The following is a 17,448-nucleotide window of genomic DNA, read 5'->3' on the forward strand; positions in this document are numbered from 1 at the left end:
TGTAGAAGGAATAAGGTCATGGGAGAAATAGTACTTGCCGCCAAGGTAACTCACGTACCCACATTGCTGATGTCTGAGCAAGAGGGGCGTATCAAGGGAACACGACAACCGGCGATTGACGGGCATCGTGAAATTGCGCGGCGTGCCAAAGCGCTGGGAGTGGATACTGTCGTGATCTGCGACACCCACTGGATGATTAACGCCGGTTTTCATATCAATGCCTATAAGCATTTCAAGGGGCTGTTCACCTCCAATGAGTTTCCGCAATTCATTCAGGATCTGGACTATGACTATCAAGGCAATCCTGAGCTGGGCGATGCGATAGCCAGCATTGCCACCGACAAGGGCGCCTATACCCTGGTGCACCATCTGGAGAGCCTGGAGTTGGAGTATGGCAGCCTGGTTCCAATGCGCTTCATGAGTCGTGAGCATGACATGAAGGTCGTCTCGGTAGCCGCCTGGGCGAGTACTCATGCTCATGATGAAAGCCGCCTGATGGGAGAAGCTATTCGTGAGGCGGTCGAAGCCTCGGACAGCAAAGTGCTGTTGTTGGCTAGTGGTTCACTGTCACACAAGATGTGGGCTAACAAGGAGTACGCCGACAACAACGGCACCTTCACCATCAGTTCCGAATTCAATCGTCAGATGGATCTGCGTGTACTGGAGATGTGGAAGAACGGCGAACACGACACCTTCCTCAAGATGCTGGGTGATTACGCACAGTTGTGTTATGGCGAAGGCGGTATGCACGACACAGCCATGCTCTACGGTGCTCTGGGTTGGGATAGCTATACGGCCAACTGTGAAGTGATTACCGAGTACTTCCCTTCCTCTGGCACCGGGCAGACTAACGTCATTTTTCCGGTTCAGTAATACACTCGCAGTCATGCAACTGAAGTACTTTTACTTTGGTGGAATCGAAAACAACGACGGAGAATGACAGTGCGCTATGCAACCTATTCTGTAAACGGTGACACCTTCTATGGTGCTGTTACCGACACAGGGATGATCGATCTGAGTGCCTTGTTCCCCCGGTGGCCGACGCTGCTCAGTGTCATACAGGCAGGCGCTCTGGATCAACTGGAGGCTGCGGCCAGCTCAGCCAGCGTCACCCATCATGACTATCAATTCGAAATGGTGCTGCCCGATACGCCGCGCATCCTGTGTGTCGGTGTTAATTTCCCTGACCGCAATGCAGAATACAAGGATGGCAGTACGCAGCCGAAACACATGTCTCTGTTCCCGCGGTTTGCGTCCGGATTTACAGGCCATGAACAGAATCTGATACGTCCGCCGGAAAACCACACACTGGATTACGAAGGTGAGGTAGCCATTGTCATCGGTAAGCAGGGGCGGCGTATTTCACAAGTCGACGCCTACGATCATATTGCAGCCTTGACACTGTGCAACGAAGGTACGATTCGTGACTGGGTGCGCCATGCCAAGTTCAACGTCACCCAAGGCAAGAACTGGGATCGTTCCGGTGCCATCGGCCCCTGGTTGGTGCCGTTCAAGAATGCCAGTCAGCTGGATGATGCCCGCATTATTACAAGAGTCAATGGCCAGGTTCGTCAGGATGACGTCTTGTCGCGAATGATGTTTCCGATCAGGGAGGAGATTGCCTATATATCTACATTCATGACTCTAAAGCCGGGCGATATCATCGTCACGGGTACCCCGACAGGTGCTGGCGCACGCTTCGATCCACCGCGGTACCTGGTTCCCGGTGATGTAATCGAAGTTGAAGTAGGGGGCATTGGCACATTGCGCAATGGCGTCGAGGATGAGCAGCCATGACGCCCGACGAGCATGTTCGTGCAGCCCAAGATCTACTCAAGGCCGAACAAACGGGCGCACAGATCGGACTGTTGACATTACGCCATCCCGAGATGGGGATGGATGATGCCTATGAGATTCAGAAAGCTATCAGTACGGCCAAGCTGGCACAAGGTCGAAAGGTGATTGGCTGGAAAATCGGCTTGACCTCGAAGGCCATGCAATACGCGCTGAATATTGATACGCCCGACAGCGGCATTCTGTTTGACGACATGTTGTTCAATACCGGCGATACGGTAGAGAAGGGCCGCTTCATTCAACCGCGGATAGAGGCAGAAATCGCCTTCGTCATGAAGTCGGCACTAGGAGGCTCGGATGTGACCCGCGCCGATGTGATCGCGGCAACCGACTATGTTTCGCCGGCTATCGAAATTCTCGATACACGTATACAACGCACCGATACTGACACTGGGCGTGCGCGCACGGTGTTCGACACCATCAGTGACAATGCCGCCAATGCCGGTATCGTCATGGGGCGAGAGAAACATGAGGTGGAAACCGTCGATCTTCGTTGGGTGGGGGTCATGGCTTTTCGCAATGGTGATATCGAGGAGACCGGCCTGGGTGCTGGTGTTCTGAACGATCCGATCGAGAGCGTGGTCTGGTTGTCACGCCGCATGGCCCAGTACGGACAGAGTATCGAACCGGGTCAGGTCATTTTGTCAGGTAGTTTCATCCGCCCTGTGGAGTGTCCCGAGAATACTCAGATCCATGCAGACTTTGGAGCCTTTGGTTTCGTGGATGTTCAGTTCGACTGAGCCGTTCGATATCTTCCTGTTAAAAATTCATTCTGAAAATAGAGGGATCAATGCCCGCACCACACAATTCGTTCAAGGCAGCGCTGCAAGAGGGAAATTTGCAAATTGGTTGTTGGCTGGGTCTGGCAGAACCGTATGTGGCAGAAATCAGTGCAAGTGCCGGTTTCGACTGGTTGTTGATCGACGCTGAACACGCACCCAATGATCTGCGCTCAATCATTCGCCACCTGCAGATTATTGCCGCGTCTGATAGCCAGGCTGTTGTTCGTCCTCCCATTGGAGAGACCTGGATCATCAAACAATTGCTGGATGCCGGCGCCCAGACTCTGCTTATCCCTATGGTTGACACGGCAGAACAGGCGCAGAAACTGGTCGATGCCGTCACGTACCCGCCTCATGGCGTTCGCGGCGTAGGTTCTGCTCTGGCGCGTGCATCCAATTTCGCCGCCATTCCGGATTATCTGCAGAGCGCCGGTGATGAAATTTGCTTGCTAGTACAAGTAGAAAGCTGCAAGGGCCTGGCCGCTCTGGATGAAATTCTTGCGGTTGAGGGCATCGATGGCGTCTTCATCGGCCCCTCTGATCTGGCCGCTGATATGGGGTTCATCGGGCAGGCTGGAGCCAGCGAGGTGAAGAAAGCCGTGCTGAGCGCCATAGGTCGTATTGTGACGGCCGGTAAAGCGGCGGGCATTCTTACATTGGATCGCGACCTGCAGTCCAGTTGCCGAGACTTGGGCGCCACATTCATTGCCACCGAGATCGACGTTACGCTCTTTGCCAGATCCATCCGGCAGGCGGCGCAGTCAGCCTCTACTCACTTGCGTCCAGCGTAATCGCACCGAGAGAATGCCGACCTGCTGCTGAATACGCTTGATTCGGTTCTGGAGGATTGTGGGCCTGCGCTCAGCTGATCAAGTACGCGGATGCAGGCCTTGGCGCTCAGTTGAATTCTGCTCTTGAGGACGTTGCGTTCGACACTGATTTCACCAGCTTCCTGAACCATTGATGTCGGCTTGAGTCGGTATGTCGAGCATGCCAGGTCTGCACGATCTTGAATACACCCAATTCCACTTGATGATATTTCAGCGGCGCGGGATTTTATTGCCGAGGACTACATTTGACAATGCTATATTCGGCTATGTTGAGGAATAGGATTGATACGTAGATGATAATGGTCTGGGTGGTCGTTCCTCAGTGCTATCCGGATCTTTTTTGAACAGAAAAATCAATTATGCCTTCGTGCAAAAGACGTACATCTCTACTATTTGCAGCCACTGTCAGTCTGGCAACGCTGATCGGATGTGCAACGCAAAAGGGTAACCTTGCCCCCGCAGAGAGTCTTGAGCCTGCTGGCTGGCTTGATGTTGATACCTCACTGCTCGGTGATCACTACTCCGATTATGTAGCTGATGTCCGGCAGCGACTCGAATCACATCGCTTGCTGCATGACCCGTCTCAGGCCGAGCTGGAGATAGAGCGTGCCGCTCCTCGTGAATACCCTGCGGCGGATCACTGTGGCGCAAAGGTAGCTGGCATTGCCATTCTGGTGCACGGTTTGTCGGATACCGCATTCGCGATGCGCGATCTTGCGCAGTCACTGAGTAAGCAGTGCTACATCGCTCGCACGGCATTGCTGCCAGGCCATGGCACGCGTGCTGGTGATCTGTTGGCAGTGACCCATGAAGACTGGACCAATACCGTGCGTTACCTGACCGAGCAGGCGGCTCGCGAGCACGATCGGGTCGTTCTGGTTGGCTACTCGCTCGGGGCAATAGCGACAATGACGGTCGCTCTGGATGAGAACAGTCCGGTTGATGCACTGCTGGCCATATCGCCTGCCTATAACATTTCGACGATGTCCTCTGCGCGCTTTGCGCCGTGGTTGTATTGGGTATACCCGTGGATCGACAAGGGCAACTCGGATGACTCGCAACGCTATGAGTCCATGCCGACACGGGCCGTGGCCGAGTTGGTCGGTGGGTTGAAAGTAATGAACGCGTTGATTGAACAACGCAAGGGCTATGATCAGCCCTGGATGTTGATTCAGAGCCGGGACGACAGCAGTACCGTGCCTGTCGACAATCAGGCGTTTGTGCTGGAGTACGCCAGCGATCCGCGCTCACGCGTTATCAACTTCTATTCGGATCAAAGCCCGGAGGCACCGCAACCTGATGTGCAATGGATTCCGGGGACCAACCTTGAATACCGCGTTACGGGGCTGACTCATCTGGCTGTGCATATAGCCCCTGACAATCCACATTACGGAGCCGACGGCGATTATCGAGGCTGTGGTGCTACTGATGGACGCGATCTTGGCGATGCGAAGCGGTGCAGCGATGCTGAAAAGGTCTGGTACGCCGACTGGAGCAAGTTGCCAGAAGTCGGTGCTGAACCACCGACAGCCATTTCCACATTCAACCCGGAATATGCGCAAATGGAAACGGCTATCAGTGCGTTTTTGAGCGAGCTCGATAACGGTCTTTGAGTTTTACTTAGAGATACCTCGACACCTTCCTGAAACAGTACCCGACGCGATGCTGTACGCTTTGCATTTTTTCCGGCAAGACTGATGAATCGATTTGATCTGGGAAATCACACAAAACTGATTTCAACTGCTTCTGCTGAATCTCAGCGCTGGTTCAATGTTGGGCTGAATTGGTGTTATGGGTTTAATCATGAGGAAGGTGTGAAATGCTTTCTCAAAGCAATGGCAGCTATGGGATGTGAAGCACGGCGTGCCGGCTGCTCGTGCTGACACCTTCGAAGCGTTGTCTGTGATTGAACGCTCTATCGCGATGAAAGAGGCGGCCGGTGAACAGCAGCATCCGGCCATTCTGCATTTGCATATCTATGCCAGGGTGTTGCGCATGCCGCATTGAAGAACTTGTCTATCGCAGAGGCAGAACGGGTTAAGTTTCATGCGGCTGTGAAGCGTATTCCAGAGGACAGGAAATTTTTCAATAACACCGCGCAGTCTATTCTTGCGGTGGCAGAAGAGATGCTGGACGGTGAGTTGGAGTATCACAAAGGCAACCATGAGATTGCTTTTAAGCATTTGCGTGAAAGCGTTTATCGGGATGATAACCTTGGGTACACCGAGCCATGGGCGTGGATGCACCCACCGCGTCATGCTCTGGCAGCTTTGTTGGCCGAGCAAGGGCAACACGAGGAGGCGGAAGAGGTCTATCGTACGGACCTGGGGGTGAACGGCAAGCTACAACGCTGTGCACAACATCCGGACAATGTATGGGCTCTGCACGGATTGGTGGAATGTCTGCGTGCCAGAGGCGACACTGAAGAGTTGCCATTTTTTGAGGCAAAACTTGTGTATGCACTGACAAAAACGGATGTTCCCGTCACCTCATCCTGCCTGTGCAGAGCTGCAGTTTGCTGTAATTCCTGAAGGAGAACGTATTCCATGATCGCCAGTTTAGCCATGTACCAACGTCCACAACTTGTTGAAGCGCATAGTCGCCTGTGGGGATTGATCCGCAAGAATTTGCATGATGCAGGCTTGGACGCTCCAGCGCAATTGTCGCAGGATACCGACGAAAATATTGTGTGGGAGCATCCTGAGCTCGTGCTTAGCCAGACCTGCGGCATGCCTTATCGAACGTGGTTGCATGAGAATGTGGAGCTGGTCGGTACGCCGGACTATGGCCTGATGGATTGCCCGCCCGGGTTCTACCGTAGCGCCCTGGTTGTCAGACATGACGACCCACGCCATGAGTTACCCGAGTTTCGTAGCTCCACATTTGCCTACAACCAGAGCTTTTCTCAATCCGGTTATGCGGCGCCATTCTGGCATCTTGAACCGCACGGATTCTGGTTCGAGAATCGCTTGCACACAGAGCAGCACCTGGAGAGCGCCCGAGCGGTGGCTCAGGGGCAAGCAGATATCGCATCGCTGGATGCGGTGTCCTGGCGGCTTATGTCAAAGTACGAGCCTTTCGCCGCCAACTTGCGTGTTCTGGAGTGGACGGCACCGACGCCAGGGTTGCCGCTGATTACGGCAAAAGGCAATGATCCTGTGGTTATTTTCACAGCCGTTGAACGGGCATTCGCTCAGTTGCAAGACGAAGACAAAGATCTGCTGGGAATCCTCGGACTGGTATCCATTCCCAAAGAGGACTACCTGGCGTTGCAGAATCCGACACCGGGTTCGTGATTCGGGACTTTGTATCCAGCTGATCCTGGTCACTTCTCGTCATTCTTTAAGACTTGTTCGAACTTGCGGCCATGTGGTCCGTCATCATCTGCATCATGGATTGCATCATCTGCATGCGCTTTTCCATTATCTTGTGGTGATTGCCCATGTCACCATGCATCGGGTCCTTGTCCTGCATGTCGGGCTTGTCTTTCATGTCACCCTTGTCCATCATGTCGCCAGAGCCCATTTCACCCATCATGGTCATGCTGTTCTGCATGACCTTCTTATGCTCCGCCATCATGGCGCTTCGCTCCTCCGGTGTCCTGGCCTCCATCATCTTGTCGTGCATTGCCTGCATGACCGTCATCTGCTCGTCCATGCGAGCCAACTGCGCGTCGGAACCGTCCATTGACATCTTTTTCGTGGATGCGGCATCTGGACGTTGGGTGTCGTGCCCGACGGGCATCTGTGCACATCCGGTAAGGCCGAAAGTAGTCAGGGCGGTTGCAATTGCAACAGTACGAAGTAAATACATGGGGAATGCTCCAGTAGTTGACAGGAAGAGTGAGCTTGTCTGTGCGGTAAAGCATCCAGCCGCTCATTGAACAAGTTATCAGAGAGCTGGTTATTTCGGATTGATCGACATCAGTTTCCGGCGTGTTTCATCTCGGAATTTCAGAACTTCAGCCGCCGCAGCCGTAGGGCGTTCAGAACCACCGTTAACGATGATGCGCTCATCGCGAAGGCTGCAAACATTGGGCCGATCAGAATGCCGAGGAACGGGTAAAGAACACCGGCTGCGATCGGTACGCCCACGGCGTTGTAGATCAATGCGAAGAACAGATTTTGACGAATATTGCGCATGGTCGCATGGGACAGCTTGCGAGCTCGTACGATGCCATCAAGATCGCCCTTGACCAGCGTGAACCCGGCGCTTTCGATTGCCACATCGGCGCCTGTGCCCATCGCGATGCCGACGTCGGCCTGTGCCAGGGCAGGGGCGTCGTTGACCCCATCGCCTGCCATGGCGACTTTCTTGCCCTGTTCCTGCAACTCCCGGATGATGCGGGCCTTGTCTTCGGGCAGCACGTCGGCGCGAATCTCATCGATGCCCAGACGTTTGGCCACCGACCTGGCGGTGCGCTCATTGTCACCGGTGGCCATGATGATGCGAAACCCCAATTCGTGCAGCGCTTTCAGGGCGGCGGGTGTTGTCTCCTTGATCGTGTCTGCTACGCTGACAAGGCCAGCGATAGCACCGTCCAGCACAATGAACATCACCGTCTCGCCCTCATCGCGCCGCGCATTGGCGGTGTCGACCAACGCGTCGTTGTCCAATCCCATGTCACGGATCAGTGCAGCATTGCCCAAGGCAACGGCTTTGCCATCCACGCGGCCCTTGACGCCCTTGCCGGTCACCGCCTCGAACTCCTCGGCCTTGGCCAACTCGACACCGCGCTCTTCGGCGCCGCGCACAATGGCTTCGGCCAGCGGGTGTTCTGAGCCGCGTTCCAGAGAGGCCGCCAGCCGCAGTACTTCGACCTCGTCATGCCCGACTTCTGGCAAAACCGCGACTAGCCTGGGCTTGCCTTCAGTCAGCGTGCCGGTCTTGTCCACGATCAGCGTATCGATCTTCTCGAATCGTTCCAGCGCTTCGGCGTTTTTTATCAGCACGCCCATCTGCGCCCCCGTGCCCGTTGCCGTCATGATCGATATGGGTGTGGCCAGACCCAGCGCACAGGGACAGGCAATGATCATTACCGCTACCGCCGAGACCAGCCCATAGGCCATGGCCGGCGCGGGGCCCCAGATTGACCAGACGATAAACGATACGACGGCAACGGCTATGACTGCTGGCACAAACAGGCCCGCCACCTGATCAGCGTATTTCTGGATCGGCGCACGACTTCGTTGTGCGTTGGCGACCATCTGTACGATCTGGGAAAGCATGGTATCAGCCCCAATGCGGGTGGCCTCGATCACCAGACTGCCGGTGCCATTGATCGTGGCTCCCGTGACAGGCTCGCCCGCGATTTTTTCCACCGGCATAGGTTCGCCTGAAATCATTGATTCATCCACTGACGACCGGCCTTCGAGAACCACACCATCAACGGGCACCTTGTCGCCGGGGCGCACACGCACGTGATCGCCCAGCTGCACCTGTTCAAGCTCGATCTCTTCTTCGGTGCCGTCGGGGCGGATCACCAGCGCGGTCTTGGCGGCCATATTCAGCAGTGCCCGGATGGCCTTGCCAGTGCCCTCGCGGGCACGTAGCTCCATCAGCTGGCCCAACAGCACTAATGTCACGATCACAGCCGCGGCCTCGAAATACACACCCACCTGGCCGTTCGCGTCTCGAAAGCCTGCGGGAAATATCTGCGGTGCGACGACGGCAACGATACTGAACAGAAAGGCTGCGCCAACCCCCATCGAGATCAGGCTGAACATGTTCAGGTTCATCGTGCGGAACGACTGATAGCCGCGCACGAAGAATGGCCAACCCGACCACAGAATCACAGGGGTTGCCAGTACGAATTCCAGCCAGAGCGATGTGCGTTCGCCCAACAAGTCAATGAAGTAGGTGAAGCCCACCATCGGCCCCATGGCCAGAATCAGCAAGGGAACGGTCAGAGCCGCTCCGAGCCAGAACCGATGGGTAAAATCGACCAGTTCGGGGTTTGGGCCTTCCTCCTCCAGGCTGACGGTTTCTGGCTCCAGACCCATGCCGCAGATCGGACACGAACCGGGCCCGGGATGGTGTACTTGTGAGTGCATCGGGCAGGTATAGATCGTGCCGTTGTAGTTCTCTGGCACCGTATCGTATTCGCCTTCCTTCACACCCACGCTAGTTGCATCATGCGCAGGGGAATGACCGGAGTGGTCGTGTTGCCGGTGTTCCGCCACTTCGCCCTCAGGTACCAGGAACATGCCGCATTTTGGGCAGGATCCTTCTTCGGTACTGCGCACCTCGGGGTGCATGGAACATGTGTAGATCGTACCGGAATACCCATCCGGCACAGTATCGAGGGATGGCTCCTCGGGGGCGGTTTTGTCGAAGTGGCCTTTGGTGACGTTCATCTTATTGTCCTTTTTTGTTGCCGACCGTGCATGGAGTGCCAATTGGTAACTGAGTTATCTACCAATAATTGCGGACTCCGGTTGCATCATGGATGTTCCAGTAACTGGAACGTCAAGGCCTTAATCAGATATTTCGAGATAATATGTAAAAATGACGATGCCAATACCGGTAATCTCGACCGACACGCTACTGTGCGCATGATCAAGGCGTGAACTGTATGATCGGGAAGCAGGGTGGGGGTTCAGACTGGAGTGTCTGACTTGCACTGATGTCTGTCTTCATCATTGATCTCCAGGAAATTGCACTACGCAAGGTAGCGTTCTCGCAGGGCTAGTCAGCATCATTGTGTGATCCCGGCATTTGTTCCGCAGTTTGTTTGCTCTGAAGACATACTTCATAAATCCGCTAATCATAACTGCACTCAGGATTGTCTAGTGCACTAGACAATCCTGCGATCAAGCCGAGTACTCTTTAATTCGAGTGTAGGGATTTCATGGTGTCTCCGTTGGTTGTGGTTTGGTTAGAAGCGGTAAGCCGAGGGTGTTTCCAGGCGGCGCTGAATCCAGTACAACATCGATGTGTGTGAGAGGAAGACGTTTGATCTCACGGCGTTTCCATAGAAAATAGACCGCAGGGATCACCAACAACGCCAACACGGTCGCGCTGAGCATGCCGCCGACCATGGGGGCGGCAATGCGCTGCATGACCTCAGAACCCGTACCGGTGCCGATCATGATCGGAACGAGGCCAGCGACAATGGTGGCGACCGTCATGATCACGGGACGTACCCGCCGGCCTGCTCCCTTCAGCACGGCGGACTTGAGCTCGTCTACCGTCGGGCGACGCGCCTGGGCCTGTGTTTCCGACACCAGCCGAACATAGGCCTGATTGAGATAGACCAGCATGATGATCCCGATCTCCACGGCAACGCCTGCCAGGGCAATGAAGCCGACGCCCACGGCAATCGAGAAGTTGTATCCCAGGGCCATCATGAGCCAGACTCCCCCCAGCGCGGCAACGGGCAGGGTGGCCAGAATGATCAATACTTCCGTAAAGCTTCTGAAGTTCAGATAGAGCAACAGCACAATGATCACCAGCGTCAACGGGATCACATAGCTCAGACGCTCCTGTGCCCTGAGCATGTACTCATACTGCCCGGACCACTGCACCGAATAGCCACCTGGCAGCTTCAGGTTGTCTGCCACGGCGGCTTGAGCCGTTTTGACATAGGAGCCCAGATCCACGCCTGCAATATCCACCAGCGTCCAGCCATTGAGCCGGGCATTCTCACTTTTGATGCCCGGGGGACCCTCCTCGATACGCACACTCGCCACATTGGCCAGTGAAATCCGGTGACCGCCCGGAGTTACCAGCGGCAGCATCTCGAGTTGTTCCGGAGAATCACGAAAACTCTGCGGATAGCGCATGTTGACCGGGTATCGTTCCAGTCCCTCAACCGTCTGGGTCACCTGCATGCCCCCTACCGCGGTTGCAATTATCTGCTGTACATCGGCAATGTTCAAGCCGTAGCGGGCGGATTTCTCACGGTCAATGTCAATCTTGATGTAGCGTCCGCCGGCGACCCGCTCACTGTAGACCGACGCGGTGCCTGGCACTTTTTCCAGAATCGTTTCCAGATCCCGACCGATGGATTCGATCACCTTCAGATCCGGCCCCGCGATCTTGATGCCCACGGGTGTCTTGATACCGGTCGCCAGCATATCGATACGGGTCTTGATCGGCATAACCCAGGCGTTTGTCAGACCGGGTATCTGGACCAGCGAGTCGAGCTCGGCCCGCAGACTCTCAGACGTGACTCCAGGTCGCCATTGTGATTTGGGATGGAACTGCACCACCGTTTCAATCATCGTCAAAGGTGCTGGATCGGTCGCACTCTCGGCCCGGCCCATCTTGCCGAACACCGTCTTGACCTCAGGCACGGTGCTGATCAGCTTATCGGTTTGCTGCAGGATCTCACGGGCCTTGCCAATTGAGATGCCCGGATAGGTGGTCGGCATGTACATCAGATCGCCTTCATCCAGCGGTGGGATGAACTCGCTGCCGATATTGCGTGCCGGCAACAGGCCGATGCTGGTTATGGCCAACGCCACGATCAGCACGATAACTGGTATCCGCAAAACGGTACGCAGCACCGGCAAGTAGAGCGCCATCAGAAGCCGGTTGATCGGGTTGGCCGATTCGTGCCGCACCTTGCCTCGGACGAAATAGCCCATCAGTATCGGTACCAGTGTGATCGCCAGCAAGGCTGAGGCGGCCATCGCATAGGTTTTGGTGAACGCCAGCGGGGAGAACATGCGTCCCTCTTGCGCTTCAAGCGTAAACACCGGCAAGAAGCTCATGGTGATGATCATCAAAGAGAAAAACAGGGCAGGGCCCACCTCACTGGCCGCGCGGGCAACGACCTGCCAGCGGTTGTCATCCGTCAGCGGTGTCTCCTCCATGTGCTTGTGCATGTTCTCGATCATCACGATGGCTCCATCGACCATCGCACCGATCGCGATCGCTATACCGCCCAATGACATGATGTTCGCGTTGATGCCTTGCTGATGCATGATGATGTAGGCGATGAGAATACCAACGGGCAGGGAGAATACGGCCACCAGGGCCGAGCGCACGTGGAACAGGAACACCGCACACACCAGTGCGACCACGAAGAACTCCTCGATAAGCTTCATATAGAGGTTCTCCACGGCTGAATCGATCAGCTCCGATCGGTCATAGACGGTCACGAGCTCCACGCCATCGGGCAGACCGGCTTTCAACACCTCCAGGCGCGACTTGACCCCATCGATGACGCTGCGGGCATTTTCACCAAAGCGCATGACGATTACCCCACCGACAACTTCTCCTTCGCCATTGAGTTCGGCAATACCACGACGAATCTTCGGCCCGATATTGATCGTGGCGACATCGCGCAGCAGCAAGGGAATACCATTGGCATCCTGACCCAGCGGCACGGTTTCAAGCGCGTCTCGCCCATCCAGATACCCGGATGCCCGCACCATGTATTCGGCCTCGGCCATTTCGATCACCGAGGCACCAACCTCCTGATTCGCACGCTGTATCGCCGTCTGTACATGGCTCAACGGCATATTGTAGGCACGCAGTTTGTCAGGGTCGACGGTGACCTGGTATTGCTTCACCATGCCACCGATTGTCGCCACTTCCGAGACACCAGAAACACTTTGCAGCTCGTACTTCAGAAACCAGTCCTGCAGGCTGCGCAGCTCGCTGAGATCATGTTGTCCGGTGCGATCGACCAGTGCGTACATATAGGCCCAACCGACACCGGTCGCATCGGGTCCCAGCTGAGGGCGAGCGGTGTCGGGCAGGTTGGGCGTCACCTGACTCAGATATTCAAGCACCCGCGAACGTGCCCAATACAGATCAGTATCATCATCGAAAATGACATACACAAACGAATCACCGAAGAACGAGTAGCCCCGCACATTCACCGCCCCGGGAACCGACAGCATTGCAGTGGTCAGGGGGTAGGTCACCTGATCTTCGACCACTTGCGGAGCCTGTCCCGGAAAGCTGGTCTTGATGATGACCTGAACGTCAGACAGGTCGGGCAGGGCATCAATCGGTGTCTGTTTTACCGACCACAAGCCCCAGGCTACTAGCATCAGGGTCATCAGTAGAACAAAAATCCGATTGCGAATCGAGTAATTGATGATTGATTCAATCATTGGAAGGCCTCGCCCGTGTCAGCGGCTTCGATGGCGTTGATCTGGTAGTCGCCGGCGTCGGTCTCGAACACGCGAAAGCGTATGGAGTCGCCATCCTTCAGCGGCTCTATATCCACCGCGTCGTCGAGTGAAAACTTCATCGACATGGCTGGCCATTCCCATTCGGGAATGGGTTCATGCGAGATTGATGCGATACCTTCTTTTTCATTGATCGCCTCAAGCACGCCGATCGCCCAGACCGCCTCGGAGGTTTTTTCCGGCCCAGACCGGTTGCCCGACAGCGACTCGTCAAGCTCGCTCATGCGCATGAAGTCGGAAGCGATGCTCGATTCCGAATCGATCAGAAATTGGGCGGAGATAACCACCTCGTCACCCTCTTCAAGTCCTTCCAGAATCTGTACCTGCCCACGCGAGCGTCGGCCTATGGTCACGGCCACGGACTTGAAGTGACCTTCGCCGGTAGCCAGTACCACCCGTTCCATGGTTCCGGTCCGAATGAGCGCCTCACGCGCAACGAGCAGAGCCGGTTCAGGGGCATCGGCGGCGATGCTCAGACGTGTGAACATATTCGGCAGCAAGGCACCATCCGGGTTCTCGAGTACGATGCGCAGCTTGGCGGTGCGCGTGACGCTGTTCAGCACAGGGTAGATATAATCAACCTGACCTTGCCAGCGTCGACCAGGAACAGCATCGGTCTGAATCTCTACCGCCGCCCCCACACGAAGCTTGGCCAGCTGGCTTTCGAAAACCTCGCCTTCAATCCAGACAGGATCCATCGAGGCGATGCGCAGCAACCTTTGTCCAGGGGTCACGTAGGCGCCCTGACCGACCGACAATGAATCAACAACTCCTGCCTGCGGTGCGTAGACGCGGATCTGCTGGATAACCGTGCGGTTCTGGCGAATGCGATCGATCGTGCCGCTGCTGACACCCAGATTCGCAAGCTTGTCTTGCGAGGCATCGATCAGCACGGTATCGCCGGAATCCAGAGCAATCAGATATTCCTCCTGTGCCGAGATCAGCTCCGGAGAATAGATGTCGTACAGCCGGCCAAACTTTTCAATCGGATCGCCGTCACTTCTGACGTGCAGGCGGCGCAACCACCCGGCAACCCGCGCATGAACCTCCTGGAGCTGGCGCTCATCGAACCCGACATAACCGACCGTCTCGATGGCATCGGCCAGAATGGCATGCTCGACTTTGGCGGTGCGCACGCCCAGATTATTGATCACCGCAGGAGATATCTCTACCGTACCGGCCGGTAGCGCTTCACCAGACTGCTTGAAGACAGGTACCAGATCCATCCCCATCGGCGATTTGCCGGGCTGATCTCGCCGATAGTTTGGATCCATGGGAGCGACCCAGTACAGTGGCTCGTTACTATCAGACTCTTCACCCGAGGCCTCGGTAGCCGAGGCCGGGCTGGACAGCTTGGTCAGAATTTGCGATGAGAATTCAGGCCCCCAGGACATACCCAGGCCAATGCTCAGCCCGGCAACAATGACCAGGGCAACGAGGCCGAAAATCCGGAACAGACCTTTCATGAACGCTCTCCAGAAGCAGGTGTAGCGCTTGAGACATACTCGATCGCTGACTTTGTTTTCATGAGTTCGGCATCGAGTGCCAGGGTCTCAAGCTCGGCATTCAGCCTATCGATCAGTACCAATTGCACTTCAACAAAGCCCGCCTCGCCACTGGCAAAGGCGCGGCGCGTGGCCTCGGCTTGCTGATGGTACTCAGGCAGGAGCTCATCGCGTAACAGGGTTTGCCTGGCTTCCAGACGGATCGCCTGTGCCTGCAGCTGGCGATAATCGCGAGACAGTCGATCACGTATGAGTTCGGCCTTTTTGTCTGCCTGATCCACCTTGGCGGTGGCGGCTGACCGGCGTGCTGTATTGGCACCACCGCGCAACGAGGCAAGATCCATGGTGAAACCCAAGGAGAGAAAATCAGCGCGCTCAACATCGTTCGAGGGATCCTCACGATAACCGTAGCTCACACTGAGCCCCCGGCTGCCTTTGCCCAGCTCGGTGGCCAGGCGCTGTTCCGCCTCAGCAGCCTTACGTTCAGCGTCAGCCAGCACGAAGGAGGGATGGGTCGAGGGGTCGAATGTTACCGATGAGCTCATCGGGTCTGAGTTGTATTGCGTGAAGTCAAGTCGCTCAATCTCAGCCGCGCTCAGCCATTCGCCGAACAGTTCACGGCTGTTGTCGACGAGCATCGAAAATCGCTCGATACGTTCATCGACTCGGGTCAATGCCGCCCGGGCGCTAAGCACCTCCCGTTGGCGTGCCTGACGAAGGCCGGCCCCGTAGTTGGCGCGCGTGATATCCAATGCCTGCTCGAACACGGTACGATTCGATTGCAAGGCTGCCACGGAGGCCTGTGCCATCCATCCTTCTGACCAGGCGGTCTGCAACTGCTGGCGCAACAGGGCCCTGCGCAGTTCGCTCTGGATTACGGCGGCTTGGGCAAGATGCTGCTGAGCGGTCGATTGCCAGTGGCGCGAATCGCCTGGCGGAAACATCTGGCTCAGGCTTATCTGCAGTTGCGTCATGGGCTCCTGATCGATCGCGAAGGTATCCAGGGGAAAGTTCGCGGCCGACAATTTAAGCGTAGGCGGTGGCAGCGCGGCCGATACCCGTGCCGTGTCACGCAGCATCGATTCACGATCCATGCTTTGACCAATTTCCAGATCTCTCTCGACGACGAGCTTGATCACATTGTCGAGCGACAGGGTATCAGCGTGCACAGCAGGCAGGGGTAAGCATACGGCTACGATCAGTGTTCGAGCCAGATGGCGATACAACAAAGGAACAAGAAATGCGTTTTTCGTAAGCACAGGCAGTAATAATCTCAATGAATGGAGGATGAAAGGCGAGCGACTGATCAATGTTGTGATCCCTTGCTGTGTGAGATCTCATGCATTTCTGATAACGAATGCCAGGCGGTCAGGCGTTGCCATCAATAAAGCAGTCGCACCGGATCCCACGAGAAATCCACGACGTGACATAAGCGCTCGTTGAGGTAGAGAGCTAAAGGGCTGACAGGACATATCGATCTGGTCAGGGTCAAATCAGGGGAAGACCATCCGCGCACAGGTAGTCGATCAGCGATCCACGAGAAGCGGAGTCGGCAGATCAACAATCAAGCGAAGGGAGGAGGTGCGAGGTGCGCGAGTTACGCGACAGCAAGCACGTCAGACGATAGGAGGGCGGAACAACAAGGTAACCACGGGGGAGACGAATCCCTTGTTATCAACGACTGAGGCGATGTTGGCACCGCTCGACAAATCTCGGAACAAGGGGCTCTCCAACACCGCCACCTGAGGCGCAGGGCAACTTGAGACACAAGGCAGTGAGCAATCCTGAGAGTCACTACAGTCGACTTCAAGACAACAATCACCGGATTCTGAGCCATGTTTCTCAAAACCGACCGTGAGAAGATCCGAACCCACGCTGCTGACTTGCGCAGCCGGCAGGGAGAACTGACTCACCGGTGATTGCAGTAACAGGGAGCTGGCAACGATCCAGAAGCCCAACAATGCCACACACAGGCGCACGGCATTCGTCCGGAGACCCGAAGGTTCCGGCGAGCGGTACGACTGAGGAGGGTTCATTGTCATGCGTTGAATTTTAATCGTTTTAGTGAGCTGTCACACTCACGCTGTTTGTTGCCGGGTGGGTCAGTAGTCACGCTTGGTCATATGACCTGCCATGTACTGGCAAAGTTCCCGACAGCTTGATTATACGCTCTCTCCAACCGATTGAGATTAGATTGAACATGAGTTGTAGTATTTTGATGCAAATGAATCAGCTATCCGGTTCGACTGTAATAATGTTATCTCAGTCGTGTTCGTTAAAAACAAGGCCGACACGTTGTTACTTATTCGGCTGTCGGGTCATGCGCAGA

Annotated in this window: 15 protein-coding genes; 8 read left to right on the forward strand and 7 right to left on the reverse strand. The window is 55.7% G+C overall.

The genetic code is table 11. The features are described 5' to 3' along the window. Nucleotides 1–18 precede the first annotated feature (18 nt). The 8 genes from hpaD (at nt 19) to IMCC3135_RS16180 (ending at nt 6,762) form a co-directional block, all read left to right on the forward strand. A complete protein-coding gene (hpaD, locus tag IMCC3135_RS16145; protein WP_088918562.1) occupies nt 19–873 on the forward strand; it encodes a 3,4-dihydroxyphenylacetate 2,3-dioxygenase in 855 nt (284 codons plus the stop codon). Nucleotides 874–942: 69 nt separating this feature from the next. Then, a complete protein-coding gene (locus IMCC3135_RS16150) occupies nt 943–1,797 on the forward strand; it encodes a fumarylacetoacetate hydrolase family protein (protein ID WP_088921886.1) in 855 nt (284 codons plus the stop codon). Continuing rightward, complete coding sequence (gene hpaH, locus IMCC3135_RS16155; RefSeq protein WP_088918563.1) at nt 1,794–2,594, forward strand: 2-oxo-hept-4-ene-1,7-dioate hydratase; 801 nt, start codon at nt 1,794–1,796, stop codon at nt 2,592–2,594. The genes IMCC3135_RS16150 and hpaH overlap by 4 nt, the downstream gene beginning before the upstream one ends. Nucleotides 2,595–2,644: 50 nt before the next feature. Then, complete coding sequence (locus tag IMCC3135_RS16160) at nt 2,645–3,427, forward strand: aldolase/citrate lyase family protein (RefSeq protein WP_088918564.1); 783 nt, start codon at nt 2,645–2,647, stop codon at nt 3,425–3,427. 398 nt (nt 3,428–3,825) lie between these two features. Further along, nucleotides 3,826–5,079, forward strand: a complete 1,254-nt coding sequence (locus IMCC3135_RS16170; RefSeq protein ID WP_088918566.1) for an alpha/beta hydrolase — start codon at nt 3,826–3,828, stop codon at nt 5,077–5,079. Between the two features lie 238 nt (nt 5,080–5,317). Beyond that, a complete protein-coding gene (locus IMCC3135_RS34730; RefSeq protein WP_205738079.1) occupies nt 5,318–5,473 on the forward strand; it encodes a hypothetical protein in 156 nt (51 codons plus the stop codon). A 5-nt stretch (nt 5,474–5,478) separates the two neighbouring features. Beyond that, a complete protein-coding gene (locus IMCC3135_RS34735) occupies nt 5,479–5,997 on the forward strand; it encodes a tetratricopeptide repeat protein (RefSeq protein ID WP_205738080.1) in 519 nt (172 codons plus the stop codon). A 15-nt stretch (nt 5,998–6,012) separates the two neighbouring features. Further along, complete coding sequence (locus tag IMCC3135_RS16180) at nt 6,013–6,762, forward strand: phosphate/phosphite/phosphonate ABC transporter substrate-binding protein (protein WP_088918567.1); 750 nt, start codon at nt 6,013–6,015, stop codon at nt 6,760–6,762. Between the two features lie 46 nt (nt 6,763–6,808). Here the strand turns inward: IMCC3135_RS16180 and IMCC3135_RS16185 are convergent, their stop codons facing one another. The 7 genes from IMCC3135_RS16185 to IMCC3135_RS16215 all read right to left on the reverse strand — a co-directional run bounded on the left by IMCC3135_RS16185 (nt 6,809) and on the right by IMCC3135_RS16215 (nt 17,161). Further along, nucleotides 6,809–7,279 (reverse strand): hypothetical protein, encoded by a 471-nt coding sequence (locus IMCC3135_RS16185; protein ID WP_088918568.1) that lies wholly within the window; start codon nt 7,277–7,279, stop codon nt 6,809–6,811. 140 nt (nt 7,280–7,419) lie between these two features. Continuing rightward, entirely contained in the window at nt 7,420–9,822 is a 2,403-nt protein-coding gene (locus tag IMCC3135_RS16190; RefSeq protein ID WP_236994793.1) for a copper-transporting P-type ATPase, read from the reverse strand. Nucleotides 9,823–10,314: 492 nt separating this feature from the next. Beyond that, nucleotides 10,315–13,536, reverse strand: coding sequence for an efflux RND transporter permease subunit (locus IMCC3135_RS16195; RefSeq protein WP_088918569.1), 3,222 nt, complete (start codon nt 13,534–13,536; stop codon nt 10,315–10,317). After that, nucleotides 13,533–15,080: an efflux RND transporter periplasmic adaptor subunit gene (locus IMCC3135_RS16200; RefSeq protein ID WP_088918570.1), complete on the reverse strand. Its 1,548-nt coding sequence runs from the start codon at nt 15,078–15,080 to the stop codon at nt 13,533–13,535. Before IMCC3135_RS16200 ends, IMCC3135_RS16195 begins: the two co-directional genes overlap by 4 nt. Beyond that, nucleotides 15,077–16,288 (reverse strand): TolC family protein, encoded by a 1,212-nt coding sequence (locus IMCC3135_RS16205; protein ID WP_157736033.1) that lies wholly within the window; start codon nt 16,286–16,288, stop codon nt 15,077–15,079. The genes IMCC3135_RS16200 and IMCC3135_RS16205 overlap by 4 nt, the downstream gene beginning before the upstream one ends. Nucleotides 16,289–16,456: 168 nt before the next feature. Continuing rightward, nucleotides 16,457–16,591 (reverse strand): twin-arginine translocation signal domain-containing protein, encoded by a 135-nt coding sequence (locus IMCC3135_RS35525; protein WP_088918572.1) that lies wholly within the window; start codon nt 16,589–16,591, stop codon nt 16,457–16,459. A gap of 144 nt (nt 16,592–16,735) precedes the next feature. Continuing rightward, the gene (locus IMCC3135_RS16215) at nt 16,736–17,161 is read right to left on the reverse strand and encodes a hypothetical protein (protein WP_157736035.1); all 426 of its coding nucleotides are present in this window, start codon (nt 17,159–17,161) and stop codon (nt 16,736–16,738) included. Nucleotides 17,162–17,448 lie beyond the last annotated feature (287 nt).

Origin of the sequence: Granulosicoccus antarcticus IMCC3135, from assembly GCF_002215215.1 — a bacterium.
Taxonomy (GTDB): Bacteria; Pseudomonadota; Gammaproteobacteria; order Granulosicoccales; family Granulosicoccaceae; genus Granulosicoccus; species Granulosicoccus antarcticus.

Coding starts and splice junctions, on each gene's coding strand:
- IMCC3135_RS16195 (WP_088918569.1), bottom strand. CDS start 13,536: ATGATTGAATCAATCATCAATTACTCGATTCGCAATCGGATTTTTGTT.
- IMCC3135_RS16180 (WP_088918567.1), top strand. CDS start 6,013: ATGATCGCCAGTTTAGCCATGTACCAACGTCCACAACTTGTTGAAGCG.
- IMCC3135_RS16170 (WP_088918566.1), top strand. CDS start 3,826: ATGCCTTCGTGCAAAAGACGTACATCTCTACTATTTGCAGCCACTGTC.
- hpaD (WP_088918562.1), top strand. CDS start 19: ATGGGAGAAATAGTACTTGCCGCCAAGGTAACTCACGTACCCACATTG.
- IMCC3135_RS16190 (WP_236994793.1), bottom strand. CDS start 9,822: ATGAACGTCACCAAAGGCCACTTCGACAAAACCGCCCCCGAGGAGCCA.
- IMCC3135_RS16160 (WP_088918564.1), top strand. CDS start 2,645: ATGCCCGCACCACACAATTCGTTCAAGGCAGCGCTGCAAGAGGGAAAT.
- IMCC3135_RS35525 (WP_088918572.1), bottom strand. CDS start 16,591: ATGTCCTGTCAGCCCTTTAGCTCTCTACCTCAACGAGCGCTTATGTCA.
- IMCC3135_RS16200 (WP_088918570.1), bottom strand. CDS start 15,080: ATGAAAGGTCTGTTCCGGATTTTCGGCCTCGTTGCCCTGGTCATTGTT.
- IMCC3135_RS16215 (WP_157736035.1), bottom strand. CDS start 17,161: ATGACAATGAACCCTCCTCAGTCGTACCGCTCGCCGGAACCTTCGGGT.
- hpaH (WP_088918563.1), top strand. CDS start 1,794: ATGACGCCCGACGAGCATGTTCGTGCAGCCCAAGATCTACTCAAGGCC.
- IMCC3135_RS16185 (WP_088918568.1), bottom strand. CDS start 7,279: ATGTATTTACTTCGTACTGTTGCAATTGCAACCGCCCTGACTACTTTC.